The 21,204-nt window shown below is 32.4% G+C and carries 17 protein-coding genes; 14 read left to right on the forward strand and 3 right to left on the reverse strand.

Annotated features, from left to right (window positions below; translation table 11 throughout):
• Nucleotides 1–3: 3 nt before the first annotated feature.
• From CD116_RS04730 to CD116_RS04750, 5 genes are all read left to right on the forward strand, one after another.
• The gene (locus CD116_RS04730) at nt 4–306 is read left to right on the forward strand and encodes a YerC/YecD family TrpR-related protein (RefSeq protein WP_047427413.1); all 303 of its coding nucleotides are present in this window, start codon (nt 4–6) and stop codon (nt 304–306) included.
• A gap of 171 nt (nt 307–477) precedes the next feature.
• Nucleotides 478–1,170, forward strand: a complete 693-nt coding sequence (pcrB, locus tag CD116_RS04735) for a heptaprenylglyceryl phosphate synthase (RefSeq protein ID WP_047550489.1) — start codon at nt 478–480, stop codon at nt 1,168–1,170.
• Nucleotides 1,167–3,359, forward strand: a complete 2,193-nt coding sequence (gene pcrA / locus CD116_RS04740; protein ID WP_047427417.1) for a DNA helicase PcrA — start codon at nt 1,167–1,169, stop codon at nt 3,357–3,359. The genes pcrB and pcrA overlap by 4 nt, the downstream gene beginning before the upstream one ends.
• A gap of 3 nt (nt 3,360–3,362) precedes the next feature.
• Nucleotides 3,363–5,366, forward strand: a complete 2,004-nt coding sequence (gene ligA / locus CD116_RS04745) for an NAD-dependent DNA ligase LigA (RefSeq protein ID WP_047550486.1) — start codon at nt 3,363–3,365, stop codon at nt 5,364–5,366.
• Between the two features lie 12 nt (nt 5,367–5,378).
• Complete coding sequence (locus tag CD116_RS04750; protein ID WP_047550483.1) at nt 5,379–6,578, forward strand: CamS family sex pheromone protein; 1,200 nt, start codon at nt 5,379–5,381, stop codon at nt 6,576–6,578.
• A gap of 91 nt (nt 6,579–6,669) precedes the next feature.
• Here the strand turns inward: CD116_RS04750 and putP are convergent, their stop codons facing one another.
• Complete coding sequence (gene putP, locus CD116_RS04755) at nt 6,670–8,208, reverse strand: sodium/proline symporter PutP (RefSeq protein ID WP_047427423.1); 1,539 nt, start codon at nt 8,206–8,208, stop codon at nt 6,670–6,672.
• Between the two features lie 366 nt (nt 8,209–8,574).
• Between putP and gatC the strand changes: the two genes are divergently transcribed.
• The 7 genes from gatC (at nt 8,575) to dinB (ending at nt 16,632) form a co-directional block, all read left to right on the forward strand.
• Nucleotides 8,575–8,877, forward strand: coding sequence for an Asp-tRNA(Asn)/Glu-tRNA(Gln) amidotransferase subunit GatC (gene gatC / locus CD116_RS04760; protein WP_000170162.1), 303 nt, complete (start codon nt 8,575–8,577; stop codon nt 8,875–8,877).
• 1 nt (nt 8,878) lies between these two features.
• Nucleotides 8,879–10,336: an Asp-tRNA(Asn)/Glu-tRNA(Gln) amidotransferase subunit GatA gene (gene gatA, locus CD116_RS04765; RefSeq protein ID WP_047550480.1), complete on the forward strand. Its 1,458-nt coding sequence runs from the start codon at nt 8,879–8,881 to the stop codon at nt 10,334–10,336.
• 12 nt (nt 10,337–10,348) lie between these two features.
• Entirely contained in the window at nt 10,349–11,776 is a 1,428-nt protein-coding gene (gatB, locus tag CD116_RS04770; RefSeq protein ID WP_047427430.1) for an Asp-tRNA(Asn)/Glu-tRNA(Gln) amidotransferase subunit GatB, read from the forward strand.
• 450 nt (nt 11,777–12,226) lie between these two features.
• The gene (locus tag CD116_RS04775) at nt 12,227–13,174 is read left to right on the forward strand and encodes a diacylglycerol kinase (protein WP_047531587.1); all 948 of its coding nucleotides are present in this window, start codon (nt 12,227–12,229) and stop codon (nt 13,172–13,174) included.
• An 80-nt stretch (nt 13,175–13,254) separates the two neighbouring features.
• The gene (gene rlmD, locus CD116_RS04780) at nt 13,255–14,616 is read left to right on the forward strand and encodes a 23S rRNA (uracil(1939)-C(5))-methyltransferase RlmD (protein WP_047531590.1); all 1,362 of its coding nucleotides are present in this window, start codon (nt 13,255–13,257) and stop codon (nt 14,614–14,616) included.
• 169 nt (nt 14,617–14,785) lie between these two features.
• Nucleotides 14,786–15,316: a DUF3267 domain-containing protein gene (locus CD116_RS04785; protein ID WP_047531596.1), complete on the forward strand. Its 531-nt coding sequence runs from the start codon at nt 14,786–14,788 to the stop codon at nt 15,314–15,316.
• Between the two features lie 245 nt (nt 15,317–15,561).
• Nucleotides 15,562–16,632, forward strand: coding sequence for a DNA polymerase IV (gene dinB / locus CD116_RS04790; RefSeq protein ID WP_047531605.1), 1,071 nt, complete (start codon nt 15,562–15,564; stop codon nt 16,630–16,632).
• Nucleotides 16,633–16,692: 60 nt separating this feature from the next.
• Here dinB and CD116_RS04795 read toward each other — a convergent pair whose 3' ends face one another.
• Nucleotides 16,693–17,244, reverse strand: a complete 552-nt coding sequence (locus CD116_RS04795) for a 3'-5' exonuclease (RefSeq protein ID WP_047550477.1) — start codon at nt 17,242–17,244, stop codon at nt 16,693–16,695.
• Nucleotides 17,245–17,334: 90 nt separating this feature from the next.
• On the opposite strand from CD116_RS04795, the gene CD116_RS04800 reads away from it, so the two are divergent.
• Nucleotides 17,335–18,819 carry a carboxylesterase/lipase family protein gene (locus CD116_RS04800; protein ID WP_047550475.1) on the forward strand — a complete coding sequence of 495 codons (1,485 nt, stop codon included), beginning with the start codon at nt 17,335–17,337 and terminating at the stop codon, nt 18,817–18,819.
• Nucleotides 18,820–19,097: 278 nt separating this feature from the next.
• Here CD116_RS04800 and ftnA read toward each other — a convergent pair whose 3' ends face one another.
• On the reverse strand, nt 19,098–19,598 hold the full coding sequence (gene ftnA, locus CD116_RS04805; protein ID WP_047550473.1) for an H-type ferritin FtnA: 501 nt from the start codon (nt 19,596–19,598) through the stop codon (nt 19,098–19,100).
• Nucleotides 19,599–19,889: 291 nt separating this feature from the next.
• On the opposite strand from ftnA, the gene murT reads away from it, so the two are divergent.
• On the forward strand, nt 19,890–21,203 hold the full coding sequence (gene murT / locus CD116_RS04810) for a lipid II isoglutaminyl synthase subunit MurT (RefSeq protein WP_047550471.1): 1,314 nt from the start codon (nt 19,890–19,892) through the stop codon (nt 21,201–21,203).
• Nucleotide 21,204: the final 1 nt, after the last annotated feature.

Consider the following 21,204-nt stretch of genomic DNA (forward strand, 5'->3'; position numbering starts at 1 on the left):
GATATGCAAATTGAAAAATTACGTGGTAAAGCGTTAGATGAATTATTTGATGCAATACTAACGTTGGAGAATAGAGAAGAGTGTTACCAATTTTTCGATGATTTGTGTACTGTAAATGAAATTCAATCACTGTCTCAAAGATTACAGGTTGCGAAAATGATTAAGCAAGGTTATACCTATGCAACAATCGAACAAGAATCTGGGGCGTCAACGGCAACGATTTCTAGAGTGAAGCGTTCATTGCAATGGGGTAATGATGCTTACACAATGATTTTGGATCGTATGAATATTGAAACAAATGAATAATAAATAAACAGCAAACAATGATTATCTATCCTTTAAATCAAGATAGATAATCATTGTTTTTTCACGAAAATTTTTATATAGAAAAAGACGATAAAATTCATGTTAAGTCTTTAGAACTAGACACTTAAAAATGCTATAATCATATGTATGTTAAAAAAGGAGTTTCGGAAAATGTATGACATTAAAAAATGGCGCCATATTTTTAAATTAGACCCAGCAAAACACATTTCGGATGATGATTTAGATGCAATTTGTATGTCTCAAACTGATGCAATCATGATTGGTGGAACTGATGACGTTACAGAAGATAATGTTATTCATTTAATGAGTAGAGTTAGACGGTACCCATTACCTTTAGCGCTCGAAATTTCAAACCTTGAAAGTGTTATGCCTGGATTTGATTTTTATTTCATACCAACAGTTTTAAATAGTACAGATGTGTCATTCCACAACGGTATATTACTACAAGCACTTAAAACATTTGGGCATAGTATTGATTTTGAAGAAGTAATATTTGAAGGATATGTTGTTTGTAATCCTGAAAGTAAAGTAGCAAAGCATACAAAAGCGAATACAAATTTATCGAAAGAGGATATTGAAGCATATGCTCAAATGGCAAATTACATGTATCGTTTACCAGTAATGTATTTAGAATATAGTGGTGAATATGGAGATAGTTCTATAGTAAAAGCTGCCTCAGAACATTTAACAGAAACGCAGCTATTTTATGGAGGCGGTATTTCATCAGAACAACAAGCAGTAGAGATGGCAGCTATTGCAGATACAATTATTGTCGGTGATATTATTTATAAAGATATAAAAAAAGCATTAAAAACAGTGAAAATAAAGGAGTCTAGTAAATGAATGCGTTATTAAATCATATGAATACAGAACAAAGTGAAGCTGTAAAAACAACAGAAGGACCATTGTTAATTATGGCAGGTGCTGGTTCAGGAAAGACACGTGTTTTAACACATCGAATTGCTTATTTATTAGACGAAAAAGATGTCTCACCTTACAACGTTTTAGCAATTACTTTTACTAATAAAGCTGCAAGAGAGATGAAAGAACGTGTTCAAAAATTAGTTGGCGATCAAGCAGAAGTGATTTGGATGTCTACATTTCACTCTATGTGTGTTCGTATTTTACGTCGTGATGCGGATCGTATTGGTATTGAGCGTAATTTTACGATAATTGATCCTACTGACCAAAAGTCTGTTATTAAAGATGTTTTGAAAAATGAAAATATTGATAGTAAAAAGTTCGAGCCACGTATGTTTATTGGAGCAATCAGTAATTTGAAAAATGAACTTAAAACACCGGAAGATGCTCAAAAAGAAGCAACTGATTACCATTCACAAATGGTTGCTACAGTTTATAGTGGGTATCAGCGACAATTATCGCGTAATGAAGCATTAGATTTTGATGATTTAATCATGACAACTATTAATTTATTCGAACGTGTACCAGATGTATTAGAATATTACCAAAATAAATTCCAGTATATACATGTAGATGAATACCAAGATACGAATAAAGCACAATACACATTAGTTAAGTTATTAGCTAGTAAATTTAAAAATTTATGTGTTGTAGGTGATTCGGATCAATCAATCTATGGCTGGCGTGGTGCTGATATTCAAAATATTTTATCCTTTGAAGAAGATTATCCAGAAGCGAAAACAATCTTTTTAGAGCAAAATTACCGTTCAACAAAGACAATTTTAAATGCGGCAAATGAAGTAATTAAAAATAATTCTGAGCGTAAGCCAAAAGGGCTATGGACTGCGAATACAAATGGTGAGAAAATTCATTATTATGAAGCAATGACTGAACGTGATGAAACGGAATATGTTGTACGTGAAATTATGAAACATCAGCGTAATGGCAAGAAATATCAAGATATGGCAATCTTATATAGAACGAATGCTCAATCACGTGTGCTTGAAGAAACATTTATGAAATCGAATATTCCATACACTATGGTTGGTGGTCAAAAGTTCTATGATCGTAAAGAAATCAAAGATTTACTTAGTTACTTGCGTATGATAGCCAACAGTAACGATGACATAAGTTTGCAACGTATTATAAACGTCCCAAAACGTGGTGTCGGGCCTTCATCGGTTGAAAAGATTCAAAATTATGCACTTCAAAATAATATCAGTATGTTCGATGCACTTGGTGAAGCTGATTTTATTGGATTATCTAAGAAGGTGACACAAGAGTGTCTTAATTTTTACGAATTAATTCAGAATTTGATAAAAGAACAAGATTTTTTAGAAATTCATGAAATCGTTGATGAAGTTTTAAAAAAATCAGGATATCGAGACATGCTTGAACGTGAAAATACACTAGAATCTCGAAGTAGATTAGAAAACATCGATGAATTTATGTCAGTTCCACAAGACTATGAAGAAAATACACCATTAGAAGAACAATCACTTATTAACTTTTTAACAGATTTATCATTAGTTGCAGATATTGATGAAGCGGACACTGAAAATGGTGTTACTTTAATGACTATGCACTCTGCAAAAGGTCTTGAATTTCCAATAGTCTTTATAATGGGTATGGAAGAATCATTATTCCCACACATAAGAGCTATTAAAAGTGACGATGATCATGAAATGCAAGAAGAGCGACGTATTTGTTATGTGGCAATAACTAGAGCAGAAGAAATATTATATATCACACATGCGACATCTAGAATGTTATTTGGTCGTCCACAGTCAAATATGCCATCAAGGTTTTTAAAAGAGATTCCAGAATCATTATTAGAAAATCATTCAACTTCAAAACGACAAACGATTCAACCAAAATCTACACCATTTGCGAAACGGGGGTTTAGTCAACGAACAACATCAACGAAAAAACAAGTGACGTCATCTGATTGGAACGTAGGTGACAAAGTGATGCATAAAGCATGGGGAGAAGGTATGGTAAGTAACGTAAATGAAAAAAATGGTTCTATTGAACTGGATATTATTTTTAAATCACAAGGACCAAAACGTTTACTAGCACAATTTGCCCCAATTGAAAAAAAGGAGGATTAAGGGATGGCTGATTTAACGTCTCGTGTTAACGAGCTACATGATTTATTAAATCAATACAGTTACGAGTATTATGTACAGGATAGTCCATCTGTGCCAGATAGTGAATATGACAAATTATTACATGAACTTATCCAAATTGAAGAGGAACATCCTGAATATAAAACTGTAGATTCACCAACAGTTAGAGTTGGTGGCGAAGCCCAAGCCTCTTTTAATAAAGTTAATCATGATACACCTATGCTTAGTTTAGGAAATGCCTTCAATGAAGAAGATTTAAGAAAATTTGATCAACGCATACGTGAACAAATTGGTAGTGTTGAATATATGTGTGAATTGAAAATCGATGGCTTAGCAGTATCATTAAAATATGTTGATGGATACTTTGTTCAAGGTTTAACACGTGGTGATGGAACAACAGGTGAAGATATTACCGAAAATTTAAAAACAATTCATGCGATACCTTTGAAAATGAAAGAACCATTGAATGTAGAAGTTCGTGGTGAAGCATATATGCCGAGACGATCATTTTTACATTTAAATGAGGAAAAAGAGAAAAATGGGGAGCAATTGTTTGCAAATCCTAGAAATGCTGCAGCTGGTTCATTAAGACAGCTAGATTCTAAACTTACTGCAAAACGAAAACTAAGTGTATTTATTTATAGTGTGAATGACTTCACTGATTTTAATGCCCGTTCACAAAGTGATGCTTTAGATGAATTAGATAAGTTAGGTTTTAAAACAAATAAAAATCGTGAACGTGTAAGAGATATTGATGGTGTTTTAGAATATATTGAAAAATGGACGAGTCAAAGAGAATCATTACCCTATGATATCGATGGTATCGTAATCAAAGTAAATGATTTAGACCAACAAGACGAAATGGGATTCACACAAAAATCACCAAGATGGGCTATTGCCTATAAATTTCCGGCAGAAGAAGTTGTTACTAAATTATTAGATATTGAATTAAGTATTGGACGAACAGGTGTGGTGACACCAACTGCTATATTAGAACCTGTAAAAGTTGCTGGAACAACTGTTTCAAGAGCATCACTACACAACGAAGATTTAATTCATGAAAGAGATATTCGTATTGGTGATAGTGTAGTCGTTAAAAAAGCAGGAGACATTATACCTGAAGTTGTGAGAAGTATACCAGATCGTCGACCTGATGATGCTGTAACTTATCATATGCCAACACATTGTCCGAGTTGTGGTCATGAATTAGTTCGCATTGAAGGTGAAGTTGCACTTCGCTGTATTAATCCAAAATGCCAAGCTCAACTTGTTGAAGGCTTAATTCATTTTGTATCAAGACAGGCCATGAATATTGATGGCTTAGGTACTAAAATCATTCAACAATTATATCAACATGAGTTAATTAAAGATGTGGCTGACATTTTTTACTTAACTGAAGAAGACTTACTTCCATTAGAAAGAATGGGACAGAAAAAAGTTGATAATTTATTGGCAGCAATTCAACATGCTAAATCGAATTCACTTGAACATTTATTATTTGGTTTAGGTATCAGACATTTAGGAGTTAAAGCAAGTCAAGTTTTGGCAGAAAAATATGAAACGATGGAACGTTTATTGACAGTAACTCAGGAAGAATTAATTGAAATTCATGATATTGGTGATAAATTGGCACAATCCGTAGTCACATATTTAGAAAATGAAGATATTCGTGCTTTAATTCAAAAATTAAAAGATAAACATGTTAATATGATTTATAAAGGTATCAAAACATCAGATATTGAAGGACATCCTGAATTTAGTGGTAAAACAATGGTATTGACTGGTAAGTTACATCAAATGACGCGTAATGAAGCATCTAAATGGCTTGCATCACAAGGTGCTAAAGTAACGAGCAGTGTAACTAAAAATACAGATGTTGTCATTGCAGGTGAAGATGCGGGATCAAAATTAACTAAAGCACAAAGTTTAGGTATTGAAATTTGGACAGAACAACAATTTGTAGATAAGCAAAATGAATTAAATAGTTAGAGGGGTATGTCGATGAAGCGTACATTAGTATTATTGATTACAGCAATCTTTATACTCGCTGCTTGTGGAAATAATAAAGATGACCAAGCTGGAAAAGATAACAAAAAGCATAACAGTAGTTCAAGTCAAGTAAAAGAAATTGCCACTGATAAAAATGTGCAAGGTGATAACTATCGTACATTATTACCGTTTAAAGAAAGTCAGGCAAGAGGACTTTTACAAGATAATATGGCGAATAGTTATAATGGTGGCGACTTTGAAGATGGTTTGCTGAACTTAAGTAAAGAAGTTTTTCCAACAGATAAATATTTATATCAAGATGGTCAATTTTTAGATAAGAAAACAATTAATGCTTATTTAGACCCTAAGTATACAAAACAAGAAATTGATAAAATGTCTGAAAAGGATAAAAAAGATAAGAAAGCAAATGAAAACTTAGGTCTCAATCCGTCACATGAAGGTGAAACGAATCCTGAAAAGATTGCGGAAAAATCACCTGCATATTTATCCAACATTTTAGAACAAGATTTTTATGGTGGTGGAGATACAAAAGGTAAGAATATTAAAGGTATGACAATTGGTTTAGCTATGAATAGTGTTTATTACTACAAAAAAGAAAAAGATGGACCGACTTTTAGTAAAAAACTAGATGATAGCGAAGTTAAAAAGCAAGGTAAACAAATGGCTAGTGAAATATTATCAAGATTACGTGAAAATGACGATTTAAAAGATATACCAATTCATTTTGCAATTTATAAGCAATCAAGTGAAGATTCAATTACACCAGGTGAGTTTATCACACAAGCGACTGCAGAAAAGAGTCAAACAAAGCTTAATGAATGGCATAATATCAATGAAAAATCAGCTTTATTACCTTCTTCAACAGCAGCAGATTATGATGAAAATTTAAATAATAATTTCAAGCAATTTAATGATAATTTGCAATCATATTTTTCTAATTTCACACAAGCAGTAGGGAAAGTTAAATTTGTTGATAAAAAACCACAACGTTTAGTGGTAGATTTGCCAATCGATTATTATGGACAAGCTGAATCAATTGGTATTACTCAGTACGTTACTGAACAAGCGAATAAATATTTCGATAAAATTGATAACTATGAAATTCGTATTAAAGATGGTAACCAACCACGCGCTTTAATTAGTAAAACAAAAGATGATAAAGAACCACAAGTTCATATTTATAGTAATTAATTACTAATACATTTAAATAAAGCAAAAAGGTACTATTGCTAATCTAATTTGATTAACAGTAGTACCTTTTTAATATGTTAAAACTAATGATTTATTTTTCTCGAACAATATCTCTAACTTTATTTAAATCTGTTTCTACAAATGCACCTGGTTTTTTAGTAAGTTTACTTACAACATACGTAACGATAACACTTACAATAAATCCTGGAATGATTTCGTATAAACCAAAGATTTCATTAATCTGTGCTAATGGTTTAATCCATGCAATCCAAATAATAACAACAAGGGCACCTGATACCATGCCGCTTACAGCACCTGCACGTGTTAAACCTTTCCAATAAAGTGAGAATAACACAAGTGGACTGAATGATGCGCCGAATCCTGCCCAAGCATTACCAACTAGGTTTAAAATTGTATCATTTGGATTCCATGCGATAGAAATTGCAACAATAGCTACTACTAATACTGATAATCGTCCAACCATAACGAATTCTTTTTGATGCGTTTTTGCTTTTTCTTCACCACGAATTAATTTGTAAAAATCTTCTGTTAATGAGCTTGAAGTTACAAGTAATTGTGATGAAATTGTACTCATAATTGCCGCTAAAATTGCAGCTAGTAAGAAACCACCAACAAGAGGATGGAAGAGTACTTGGCTCATTACTATAAATAATGTTTCTGGATCTTCTAATTTAATATGATAAGCAGGTACAAATGCGATACCAGTTAATCCAACAGCAACTGCACCTAATAAACCAACTGCCATCCAGCTAATTCCTAAACGTCTAGCTTTTGGTAACATTTTATGTGATTTGATAGACATAAATCTTACTATAATATGAGGTTGACCGAAATAACCTAATCCCCATGAAAATAGTGAAATAATACCTATGAATGATAAGCCTTTAAATAAATTTAAATTAGTAGGTTTCATAGCAGCTACATCATGAAACGTACCCCAACCATTTAAGTTCATCATAGCAACAATAGGGACCATAACCATCGCGATTAACATAATGACACCTTGGAAGAAATCTGTAATTGATACAGCTAGATAGCCACCAAAGAACGTATAGAAAATAACAATGAAAGCAACTAAAATTAAACCGAAATGGTAGTTTAAACCGAAGGCACTTTCAAATAATTTACCACCTGATACGAATCCGGAATGTGTATATAAAGTAAAGAATACAACAATGATTAATCCTGAAATAATTTTAAGAATATTATTTTTATCGTTTAAGCGGTTTTTAAAGAAGTCAGGTAACGTAATGGCATCTCCAGCTAATTCAGTATAAACACGAAGCCTAGGTGCAACAACAAAATAATTAATGTAAGCACCTAATGTCAAACCGATTGTAATCCACATTGCTGAAAGTCCAGTACTATACACAGAACCTGGAAGACCCATAATCATCCAACCACTCATATCCGATGCTCCAGCTGATAAAGCAGTGATGTATGGACCAATGCTACGTCCACCTAACATATACTCGCTTAGGTTGCCAGTTGCTTGTTTATAGCCATAAAAACCAATAACAATAAGTATTAAGAAATACACGGCAATCATTATATAGGTTTGCCAATTGGCGTCAACTTGTTGACTTAATGCTGTCCCCATTGTAAGCATGATAAACACTCCCTTTATTTAATTTATAATTTAGTTACATGAAAACATTATACATAAAGATAAAAGTTTAGAAAAGTAGGAAAATTAAATTTATTCAGTTGTAAATACTTTTATAGCAATAAAGAAAACGCTTACGTAATTTTGGTTATGTGCAAATTTTTATAATTAAAATTGCATAATCATAATATTATATTAAGGTACACAAAATATAAAATGACTTTGAACACTTTAAATAGTGAACGTCTTATGAGTGAGTAAACCTATACAGATTGTATAAATTTATAGTTGCATCTCATAAATACTTAGATTTTTAAATGGAAATTTGATACAATTTAGTGATGAATGAATAAAAGGAGGCTTTTATTAATGACAAAAGTTACACGTGAAGAAGTTGAGCATATTGCAAATCTTGCACGACTTCAAATTTCTCCTGAAGAAACGGAAGAAATGGCCAACACATTAGAAAGCATTTTAGATTTTGCAAAACAAAATGATAGCGCAGATACAGAAGGCGTAGAACCTACATATCACGTTTTAGATTTACAAAACGTTTTACGAGAAGATAAAGCAATCAAAGGTATTCCACAAGAGTTAGCTTTGAAAAATGCCAAAGAAACAGAAGATGGACAATTTAAAGTGCCTACAATCATGAATGAGGAGGACGCGTAAGATGAGTATTCGTTACGAATCGGTTGAGAATTTATTAACTTTAATTAAAAATAAAAAAATTAAACCATCTGATGTTGTTAAAGATATATATGATGCAATTGAAGAGACAGATCCCACAATCAAGTCGTTTTTAGCACTTGATAAAGAAAATGCAATAAAAAAAGCACAAGAGTTAGATGAATTACAAGCTAAGGACCAAATGGATGGCAAATTATTTGGTATTCCTATGGGGATAAAAGATAACATTATCACTAATGGTTTAGAAACAACTTGTGCAAGTAAAATGTTAGAAGGCTTTGTACCAATTTATGAATCAACTGTAATGGAAAAACTTCATGGTGAAAATGCTGTTTTAATCGGTAAATTAAACATGGATGAGTTTGCAATGGGTGGTTCAACTGAAACTTCATATTTCAAAAAGACAGTTAACCCATTTGATCATAAAGCTGTACCTGGTGGTTCGTCAGGTGGATCTGCAGCAGCAGTTGCAGCAGGCTTAGTACCATTCAGTTTAGGCTCAGATACTGGTGGTTCAATCAGACAACCAGCAGCATATTGCGGTATTGTAGGTATGAAACCAACTTATGGTCGCGTATCTCGATTTGGATTAGTTGCTTTTGCATCGTCATTAGATCAAATTGGGCCATTAACTCGTAATGTAAAAGATAATGCATTAGTATTAGAAGCAATTTCAGGCTTAGATGCAAATGATTCTACAAGTGCACCTGTTGAAGATGTAGATTTTACATCTGATATCGGTAAAGATATTAAAGGATTAAAAGTTGCATTACCTAAAGAATATTTAGGTGAAGGTGTAGCAGTGGATGTCAAAGAAGCAGTTAATAAAGCTGTAGAAACATTAAAATCTTTAGGCGCTATTGTTGAAGAAGTGTCATTACCAAATACAAAATTTGGTATCCCATCTTACTATGTTATCGCGTCATCTGAGGCTTCATCAAACCTATCACGTTTTGATGGTATTCGTTATGGATATCACTCTAAAGATGCACATTCTTTAGAAGAATTATATAAAATGTCAAGATCTGAAGGTTTTGGTAAAGAAGTTAAACGTCGTATTTTCTTAGGTACATTTGCGTTAAGTTCAGGATATTACGATGCATACTATAAAAAATCTCAAAAAGTTAGAACATTGATTAAAAATGACTTTGATAAAGTATTCGAAAATTATGATGTAGTAGTTGGTCCAACAACACCTACAACTGCATTTAACTTAGGCGAAGAAATTGATGATCCATTGACAATGTATGCCAATGATTTATTAACAACACCAGTAAACTTAGCTGGCTTACCTGGTATTTCTGTTCCTTGTGGACAATCAAATGGCCGACCAATCGGTTTACAATTCATTGGTAAACCATTCGATGAAAAAACGTTATATCGTGTCGCTTATCAATATGAAACACAATACAATTTACATGACGTTTATGAAAAATTATAAGGAGTGGAAATCATGCATTTTGAAACAGTTATAGGACTTGAAGTTCACGTAGAGTTAAAAACGGACTCAAAAATGTTTTCTCCATCACCAGCGCATTTTGGAGCAGAACCTAACTCAAATACAAATGTTATCGACTTAGCATATCCAGGTGTCTTACCAGTTGTTAATAAGCGTGCAGTAGACTGGGCAATGCGTGCTGCAATGGCACTAAATATGGAAATTGCGACAGAATCTAAATTTGATCGTAAGAACTATTTCTATCCTGATAATCCAAAGGCATATCAAATTTCTCAATTTGATCAACCAATTGGTGAAAATGGATATATTGATATTGAAGTTGACGGTGAAACAAAACGAATCGGTATTACACGTCTTCACATGGAAGAAGATGCTGGTAAGTCAACACATAAAGGTGAGTATTCATTAGTTGACTTGAACCGTCAAGGTACACCGTTAATTGAAATCGTATCTGAACCAGATATTCGTTCACCTAAAGAAGCATATGCTTATTTAGAGAAATTACGTTCAATTATTCAATACACTGGTGTATCAGACGTTAAAATGGAAGAAGGGTCTTTACGTTGTGACGCTAACATCTCTCTACGTCCGTATGGTCAAGAGAAATTTGGTACTAAAGCCGAACTGAAAAACTTAAACTCATTTAACTATGTACGTAAAGGTCTAGAATACGAAGAAAAACGCCAAGAAGAAGAATTGTTAAATGGTGGAGAAATTGGACAAGAAACACGTCGCTTTGATGAATCTACAGGTAAAACAATTTTAATGCGTGTTAAAGAAGGTTCTGATGATTACCGTTACTTCCCAGAGCCAGACATTGTACCTTTATATATTGATGATGCTTGGAAAGAACGTGTTCGTCAGACAATTCCTGAATTGCCAGATGAACGTAAAGCTAAATATGTAAATGAATTAGGATTACCTGCATATGATGCACACGTATTAACATTAACTAAAGAAATGTCAGATTTCTTTGAATCAACAATTAAACACGGTGCAGATGTTAAATTAACATCTAACTGGTTAATGGGTGGCGTAAACGAATATTTAAATAAAAATCAAGTAGAATTATTAGACACTAAATTAACACCAGAAAATTTAGCTGGCATGATTAAACTTATCGAAGACGGAACAATGAGTAGTAAAATTGCTAAGAAAGTCTTCCCTGAGTTAGCAGCTAAAGGTGGAAATGCTAAACAAATTATGGAAGACAATGGCTTAGTTCAAATTTCTGACGAAGCAACACTTCTAAAATTTGTAAACGAAGCATTGGATAATAATGAACAATCAGTTGAAGATTATAAAAATGGTAAAGGCAAAGCTATGGGCTTCTTAGTTGGTCAAATCATGAAAGCTTCAAAAGGTCAAGCTAATCCTCAGTTAGTAAATCAACTATTAAAACAAGAATTAGATAAAAGATAAATATAAATAACAACCCTTGATTGTAGATAATGGTGCAATCAAGGGTTTCTTCATAGCTATCAAAAATTATATAGTTTATTCGATTATTCATAGTTCATGTAATTAGTAAAAATATTAATTTTATTAATGTGTTAGCTTTAATTATATAAAGGCAAACTGTATAATATAAAGGTATAAAACATTTTGTATAAAGACAACTTCATATTTACAACTTCATTTTTAAGAGAGAATATCAAAAATGGCAATCAAAATATAGTCGATATCATATTGCTTGGAGAATGTTCATAGTAGCTCAAGTACATAAAGATATGTCGTGAATGAAGCATAAAAGTCTATAAAGGTAAAATATAAAAGAGCGTGCTGAAATTACACTAAGTATACAAGTATTTGGTGTATACCTAAAAGATCGTTTAATATAAAATATATGAATTTTAAGTAGAGGGATAAGATATGAGGAAACGTGCAAGAATCATTTATAACCCGACATCAGGTAAAGAACAATTTAAAAGAGATTTACCTGATGCCTTAATAAAATTAGAAAAAGCCGGATATGAAACGAGTGCATATGCAACTGAGAAAATTGGGGATGCCACACTTGAAGCGGAAAGAGCTATGCATGAAAATTATGATATAATCATCGCTGCCGGTGGAGACGGTACATTAAATGAGGTAGTTAATGGAATTGCAGAGAAACCGAATCGTCCTAAATTAGGTGTTATTCCTATGGGAACAGTAAATGATTTTGGACGTGCTTTACATATACCTAACGAAATTATGGGTGCATTAGACGTCATCATTGAAGGTTATTCTACTAAAGTAGATATAGGTAAAATGAATAATCGTTACTTTATCAATTTAGCTGCTGGTGGACAATTGACTCAAGTATCATACGAAACCCCAAGTAAGTTGAAATCAATCGTTGGTCCTTTTGCCTATTACATTAAAGGTTTCGAAATGTTACCTCAAATGAAAGCTGTTGATTTAAGAATTGAATATGATGGTAATGTTTTCCAAGGAGAAGCTTTATTATTCTTTTTAGGTTTGACAAATTCAATGGCAGGTTTTGAAAAATTAGTACCAGATGCGAAATTGGATGATGGATATTTTACTTTAATTATTGTTGAAAAATCAAATCTTGCAGAACTAGGGCATATTATGACTTTAGCTTCACGAGGTGAACATACAAAACATCCAAAAGTTATATACGAAAAAGCCAAAGCAATTAATATTTCTTCATTTACAGATTTACAGTTAAATGTAGATGGTGAGTATGGTGGGAAATTACCAGCTAATTTCTTGAATTTAGAACGTCATATTGATGTTTTTGCACCAAATGATATTGTTAATGAAGAATTGATAAATAATGATCATGTTGATGACAATTTAATCGAAGAATAAACAGAAGTAGTGAAATATATAATGGCAGGTTAGGAAGCGCATAATTTTGTTCCTAACCTGTTCATTTTGGAGGTAAAATTTTGCAAGCGATAGCTAAAAATGACATTAAAACAGGGACTGTAGTTGATTTAACACATGAAGGACATGGTGTCGTAAAAATAGATAGGTTTCCTATTTTTATCCCTCAAGCGCTAATCAATGAACAAATCGAGTATAAAGTAATAAAAGTTAAAAAGAATTTTGCGATTGGTAAATTGCTGGCTGTTAATACAGAAAGTGAGCACCGAGTGGAACCGCCATGTATATATTATGAACGTTGTGGTGGGTGCCAACTTCAACACTTATCATACGGAGCACAACTTGAAATGAAAAAGGAACAAGTGATTAATTTGTTTCAGCGAAAAGCACATTTTGATAATTCTACGATTAACGATACAGTTGGCATGACAGATCCTTGGAGATATCGAAACAAGTCCCAGATTCCAGTTGGTAAGAATGAACAGAATGAAGTTATTATGGGCTTTTATCGTCAAAGAAGCCATGACATTATTGACATGGAAAGTTGTTTAATACAAGATTCACAACATCAAGAAGTGATGAATGAAGTTAAATCTATTTTAAAAGATTTAAATGTAAGTATTTATCAAGAACAATTGAAAAAAGGTTTAATGAGACATTTGGTTGTAAGAACAGGATATCATACAGACGAAATGATGATTATTTTTGTAACTAATGGTAAAAAGTGGCCACAAAAAAATGCTGTTGTTGAGAAGATATTAGATGCATTTCCTAATGTGACAAGCATTAAACAAAACATTAATGATAGCCACTCTAATGTTATTATGGGACGTCAGTCTATAACGCTATATGGTAAAGATACAATTATTGATCAATTAACAGATAGTACATTTAAAATAAGTGATCAGTCATTCTACCAAATTAATTCTGAACAAACAGAGAAATTATATAATAAAGCAATTGAGTATGCGCAATTGACAGGTAATGAAATTGTATTAGATACCTATTGTGGTATTGGAACAATAGGGCTATATATGGCACCACATGCAAAACATGTATACGGTGTTGAAGTTGTTCCCTCTGCAATTGAAGACGCACAACAAAATGCGACTATAAACCAATGCAATAATACAACTTTTGTCTGTGGGAAAGCTGAAGAAGTTATTTTACAATGGAAAGCACAAGGGATTAAACCAGATGTTGTAATGGTTGATCCTCCAAGAAAGGGCTGTGACGAAACGTTTATTCAGACTTTGCTTACATTAGAACCTAAGCGTATTGTCTATATTTCATGTAATCCCGCAACACAGCAACGTGATGCATTATTATTAGCTGAAAAATATCAACTTGAAGAGGTAACACCGGTAGATATGTTTCCACAAACAACACATGTTGAGACAGTGGCATTATTCAATTTGAAATAACGCACATGATTTGAGATAAAATTTCGCCTTAATAAGTGAAGAAAGAAGTCGTATATTAAAATTTTATTACAGCCAATTTAATTTCTTGATATGAACTTTTTAAATTAAATGTGACATTGTATACTATATTTAAAGAAGAATAAGAATGTCATGATCGGGAGGGTTGGCAATGCATAAAATTGATTTAACGACAAATAATTTTCAAATGCGAAGGTTTATTATCTTGCAACTTGTTATTGCGTTATTCGTGATTTTATTTACGTATAAGTGGGCGTTAGGTGTCACAGCGGTTGTCGATCAAAATATCATCATCAATCTTGTATATGGGTTTGCTGGATTCATTATTTTATTGATTTTACATGAACTTATCCATAGAGCATTATTTCTTTTATTTAAAAAAGATAGCAAACCTATGTTTAATATAAAAAAAGATAGAATGTTATTTCAAACTGCAGACGCATGTTTTAACAAATGGCAATTTTCAATTATTATGCTGTCACCACTAATCCTATTAAGTACTGGCTTGCTTATTTTAATTAAGGTATTTGGTTATTCATCACTTATTTTTATGTTTAGTATGCATACTGCTTATTGCTTTATAGATATTCTGCTTGTTGCATTAACATTATCTAGTAATTTTAAATATGTGCAACAAGATAAAGATAGCATTTACTTATATCATCAAAAGCCGATTCAATAATAAATTTAAATAAGATGATATCAACAAAATGAATATGCTGAATTACTTTGGATTACCTATGTTTTCTTACTCAATCGTCATCATCGTAATGCTTAAATAGCAATTGATTTTATATCAACTTGTAGTCATCTCAATATAGTTATCGCTAAGTGCAAGATTTATGTAAAAAAATCATACACAGCGTATAATTATGTTGAGATATTTTTGTGCTTTATAAAAGTATAAATTAATAGGGAGGTGAGCACTTGACTGAGAGACGAATTATTCATATAGATATGGATTATTTTTTTGCACAAGTTGAAATGAGAGATAACCCCAAATTGAAAGGCAAACCAGTCATTGTTGGTGGTAAAGCAAGTAGTAGGGGTGTTGTCTCAACAGCATCATACGAAGCACGAAAATACGGCGTCCATTCAGCAATGCCGATGTCACAAGCACATAAACTATGTCCAAATGGATATTTTGTCACAAGTAATTTTGGTGCTTACCGAGAAACATCCGCACAGATTATGTCTATTTTCCGAAGTTATACAGATAAGGTAGAACCGATGTCTTTGGATGAAGCGTATTTAGATATTACAGAATTAGTGAGACCAGACCTTCCTGCTTCGAAAATTGCTCAGTATATTAGAAAAGATATATTAGTGCAGACTCATTTAACAGCGTCTGCAGGGGTATCTTATAACAAATTTTTAGCTAAATTAGCGAGTGGTATGAATAAACCTGATGGTATGACTGTGATTGATTATCAAAATGTCCATGATATTTTGATGGCATTAGATATCGGAGATTTTCCAGGTGTAGGTAAAGCTTCCAAAAAAGTAATGCATGATAATGGTATTTTTAATGGTAGAGATTTATATAATAAAACGGAATTTGAATTAATTCATTTGTTTGGAAAGAGAGGTCGTGGTTTATATAACAAGGCACGCGGCATTGACCAAAGTGAAGTGAAATCATCAAGAGTAAGAAAATCAGTAGGGACTGAACGCACATTTGCTACAGACGTGAATGATGATGAAGAGATTTTAAGAAAAGTGTGGGAGTTGTCAGGTAAAACGGCTGAACGTCTTAATAAATTACAGAAGTCAGCTAAAACGATAACGGTTAAAATTAAAACATATCAATTTGAAACGTTATCTAAGCAAATGAGTTTGAGAGATTCAGTAAGTTCTGAAGAAGATATCTATAACATTGCATATTTACTTTATAACGATTTAAAAGATCCAGATGTACCAATTCGACTTATTGGTGTCACTGTAGGTAATTTAGAACGATCAACTTATAAAAATATGACCATATATGACTTCATATAAACAAACGCCCAATAAAATGTCACTTTTAAAGTGACATTTTATTGGGCGTTTAATGTTGGGTTAGCCTTTATCTTTTAAATTTTTACCATAAATATTAGTTACATGTGTTAAATTTTCATAATTTTTCAATAGTCTAAAAGTAATCATTGCACATGCTTTGGCATCATTTAATGCATCGTGATGACCATGAAAATCTAATTGGTAAAATTCCATCATATGTTTCAAACCGTATCGATAAGAATCGACTGTTCTTTTAGCGAGTTGATAGCTACAAAAGTAAGTTAAATTTGGTGTCGGCAAACCAATATTTTGTATACTTTGATGTAAAACGTTCATATCAAATGCCGCGTTATGTGCGACAACAGGTAAATCTGCAATGAATTGCATCATATATGGGAATACAAAGTCGAATGTAGGTGCACTTTCAACATCTTCAGGTTGAATGCCATGGACTTTGATATTTTGTTGTGAAAAATAATCTTGTGGGTTCACAAGTGTATGAAACGTTTCTGTAATTTGACTATCAATGACTTTTACCATACCGACAGAACAAATACTAGTACGTTTCCCATTTGCTGTTTCAAAATCAAGTGCGACAAATGCATTGTTCATTTTGTATATTACAGCTCCTTAAAGATAAGTTTCATGTTTATAACTTTACATTAAAATTCAGATATATCATAATGATTTTGCTTTAAAAATATGTATTTTTTAGAAAGAGATGGTTTGTTCGTGCTTAAAATTGAAAGCGGATTGATTCAAGGTTATTATCGAAATAATATGTATCATTTTTTAGGAATACCATATGCTGAACCACCTGTAAGTAATTTAAGATGGAAGGCACCGAGAGCTCCACAAAAATGGAAGGGCATTTATCTAGCAAATGAATTTGGTCCTGTGTGTCCACAAAGAGGTGGTGCTAGCTTCAATTTACGTACTGAAAAGCAAAGTGAAGATTGCTTATACTTAAATGTGTGGTCTACAACTATTGATGCAACTGCTGAACAACCCGTTATGGTATGGATGCATGGCGGTGGTAATCTTGGAGGTGCAGGGTCTGAAGATGCCTTTGATGGAGAGAAATTAGCACAAAATGGAGTGACAGTTGTTACATTTAATTATAGGTTAGGTGCATTCGGCTATATTGCTGACCCAAATATCGGTTGTAATTTTGCTGTTTTAGACCAAATCGCAGCATTAAGATGGGTTGCTAACAATATACGAAAATTTGGTGGTAATCCTGACAATGTAACAATATTTGGAGAATCAGCTGGAGCGCAGGCAGTAAGGTATTTATTATCAGCGAAAAATGCAAAAGGCTTATTTCATAAAGTAATCATTCAAAGTGCCGGCTTTGAAAAGTATGTGTTCTCAGAAGAACCTACATATGAAAAAGTAGCTAAACAAACAAGTAAAATGTTTGAAGAGTTAGGCAGTCATAACCTAGAAGAACTTCAAAGTGTATCTACTGAACGTTTATTAGATATTTCGACTAAGTATTCTGGTGTACGACCACCTAGAGGACAAGTTCATACACCTGCAAATTTAGTATGGAATCAGGTCCCAGATGGAGAGATTATTTCGAAATCACATTTCCCTGCATTATCGAAAGATATACCGATATTAATTGGATGTGTTGAAAACGAAGCTAGATATTTTATAAAACCAAATAAAACATATCCTGAAGAAGTATTATTGAAAATGGTAGATACTTTGGCTAATAGCAAGAAAGAACTCATTTTGTCATATTTTAAACAGCATAATTATTCAAATTATGAAGCATTAGATAAAGTTTTTACCACTGTTATTTGGTTTGAACCTTGTTTAGCAACAATAAAACGTTTTGAGAAGTTGTGTGAACATATATATTATTATCACTTTGCAAGAGTTTCACCTAAGTATAAAATGAACAACGAGTTAGCTAAACATACCTCTGAGATAAAATATATATTTGGAAATTTAACACCTGAAGAAGATTATGACGAAATCGACAAAGAGGTTTCTTATAAAATGCAATATGCATGGTCAACTTTTGCGAAATATGGTGTGCCGAAAAATATAGATCATTCTAATTGGTGTCATTACGACAAAAATAATCCATACTACACATTGATTAACAATCGCATTCAAACTAAACCATTAAAGATAAATCAGTTAACAGGGTATATACAAGAAATAAGAAACTAAATTACCCGAGAAGATTTAATATTGAAGGCTCTTAATAATAATATAGTAAAGAAATAAAAAAATTCATATGTTTAAGTCGGATGGATATAAAAGGTTTAATCGTTTTTATCTGTGCGACTTTTTTGTTTTGACAAATAAAAAAACGCAGATCAATGATTTAGAAAATAAATCTAAAGATCTCCGCAATACAAAATAATATAGACATTGGGTGTTTAATAGAAACCCAAATGTCTATCATGTCGTATGATATCTACCTGTTTGTTAATATAGTTTGTTAATTATTCTTCGTCAAAAGTACGAGCGCCTAATTCTTTTTCATAAAGATATAATGCGTTGCTATCATCACCAATACGAGTTAAGTAATTGATGTGTGTTTCAAACATTGCTTCTTCTTCTACTTGCTCATCTAAGAACCAATTTAAGAATGAAATAGTTGCATAGTCTTTATCTTGACGTGCAATTTCTGATAAGTTGTAAAAGCGTTTAGTTACCTCTTGTTCTTGAGATAAGCTATCTTTGAAAGCTTCTAATATGCTTGAGAAATCAATTTTTGGTGCAGGAATTGCTCTGAATTCCGCATGAGCACCTCTGTCATTAATATAGTTATAAATTTTATGACCATGGAATCGTTCTTCTTTAGCTTGTTGAATGAAAAAGTTTGCGAAACCTTCATATGATTCTTTATCACAATATGCTGCCATTGCCATATATGCATGTGCTGCAAAGTACTCATGATTCATTTGATCGTTTAATGCTTCTAATAGATTTTTACTTAACATTGTAATACACCTCTTATTTGTAAATTAAAATTACTATGAATTGCATTTAGTATAACAGACTCATTCTCAATTGTAAATAATAATAATTATAATTTAAACCCTAAAATTAATAGTCTAATTGAGAAAATATATCATTTAGTAATATATAATTGAGAATAAATATCATTTCTAGTAACCTAAATGAGAATCATTATAAATTAGAGATGATAGATCGATTTATGATTGAGAAACTTTTTTGAAGTTACCTTATCATGTTATAATGATGCGAGTGGAAATTAGAGGAGGAAACACATGAGACAGTGGACGGCAATCCATCTAGCGAAGTTGGCGCGTAAAGCAAGTAGAGCGGTAGGTAAAAAGGGTACTGATTTACCAGGACAAATCGCTAGAAGAGTGGATATAAATATATTAAGAAAATTAGCTGAACAAGTTGATGATATTGTATTTATTAGCGGAACAAACGGTAAAACAACAACTTCAAACTTAATTGGACATACTTTAAAAGCAAATAATATTGAAATCATACACAATAATGAAGGCGCTAATATGGCAGCTGGTATTACGTCAGCATTTATCATACAGTCAACGCCGAAGACTAAAATCGCGGTAATCGAAATTGATGAAGGATCGATTCCACGTGTTTTAAAAGAAGTAACACCTTCTATGATGGTGTTTACAAATTTCTTTAGAGATCAAATGGATCGATTCGGTGAAATTGATATTATGGTTAATAACATTGCAACGACAATTAGTAATAAAGGCATCAAATTATTGCTAAATGCTGATGATCCATTTGTGAGTCGTTTAAAAATCGCAAGTGATACGATTGTGTACTATGGTATGAAAGCACATGCCCATGAATTTGAACAAAGTACGATGAATGAAAGTCGCTATTGTCCAAACTGTGGTCGCTTATTGCAATATGATTATATCCATTATAATCAAATCGGACATTATCACTGTCAGTGTGGTTTCAAACGAGAACAAGTTAAATATGAGATTTCAAATTTTGAAGTTGCACCGTTTTTACACTTAAATATTAATAATGAAAAATATAATATGAAAATTGCTGGTGACTTTAATGCGTATAATGCATTAGCTGCATATACTGTATTAAGAGAGTTAGGGCTTAATGAAGGAGCAATTAAGAATGGGTTTGAAACTTATACATCAGATAACGGTCGCATGCAGTATTTTAAAAAAGACAATAAAGAAGCGATGATAAACTTAGCTAAAAACCCTGCAGGTATGAATGCAAGTTTATCAGTTGGTGAGCAATTAGAAGGTGAAAAAGTGTATGTTATTTCCCTAAATGATAATGCTGCTGATGGACGTGATACTTCATGGATATATGATGCAGATTTCGAAAAATTATCTAAGCAACAAATTGAAGCTATCATCGTGACAGGTACTCGAGCAGAAGAACTTCAATTGCGATTGAAGTTAGCAGAGGTTGAAGTACCTATTATTGTTGAACGTGATATTTACAAAGCAACAGCAAAGACAATGGATTATCAAGGGTTTACAGTTGCTATTCCTAACTACACGTCATTAGCGCCTATGCTTGAACAATTAAATCGTTCATTTGAAGGAGGTCAATCATAAT

It is taken from the genome of Staphylococcus schweitzeri (assembly GCF_002902405.1).
In the GTDB taxonomy this organism is placed as follows: Bacteria; Bacillota; Bacilli; order Staphylococcales; family Staphylococcaceae; genus Staphylococcus; species Staphylococcus schweitzeri.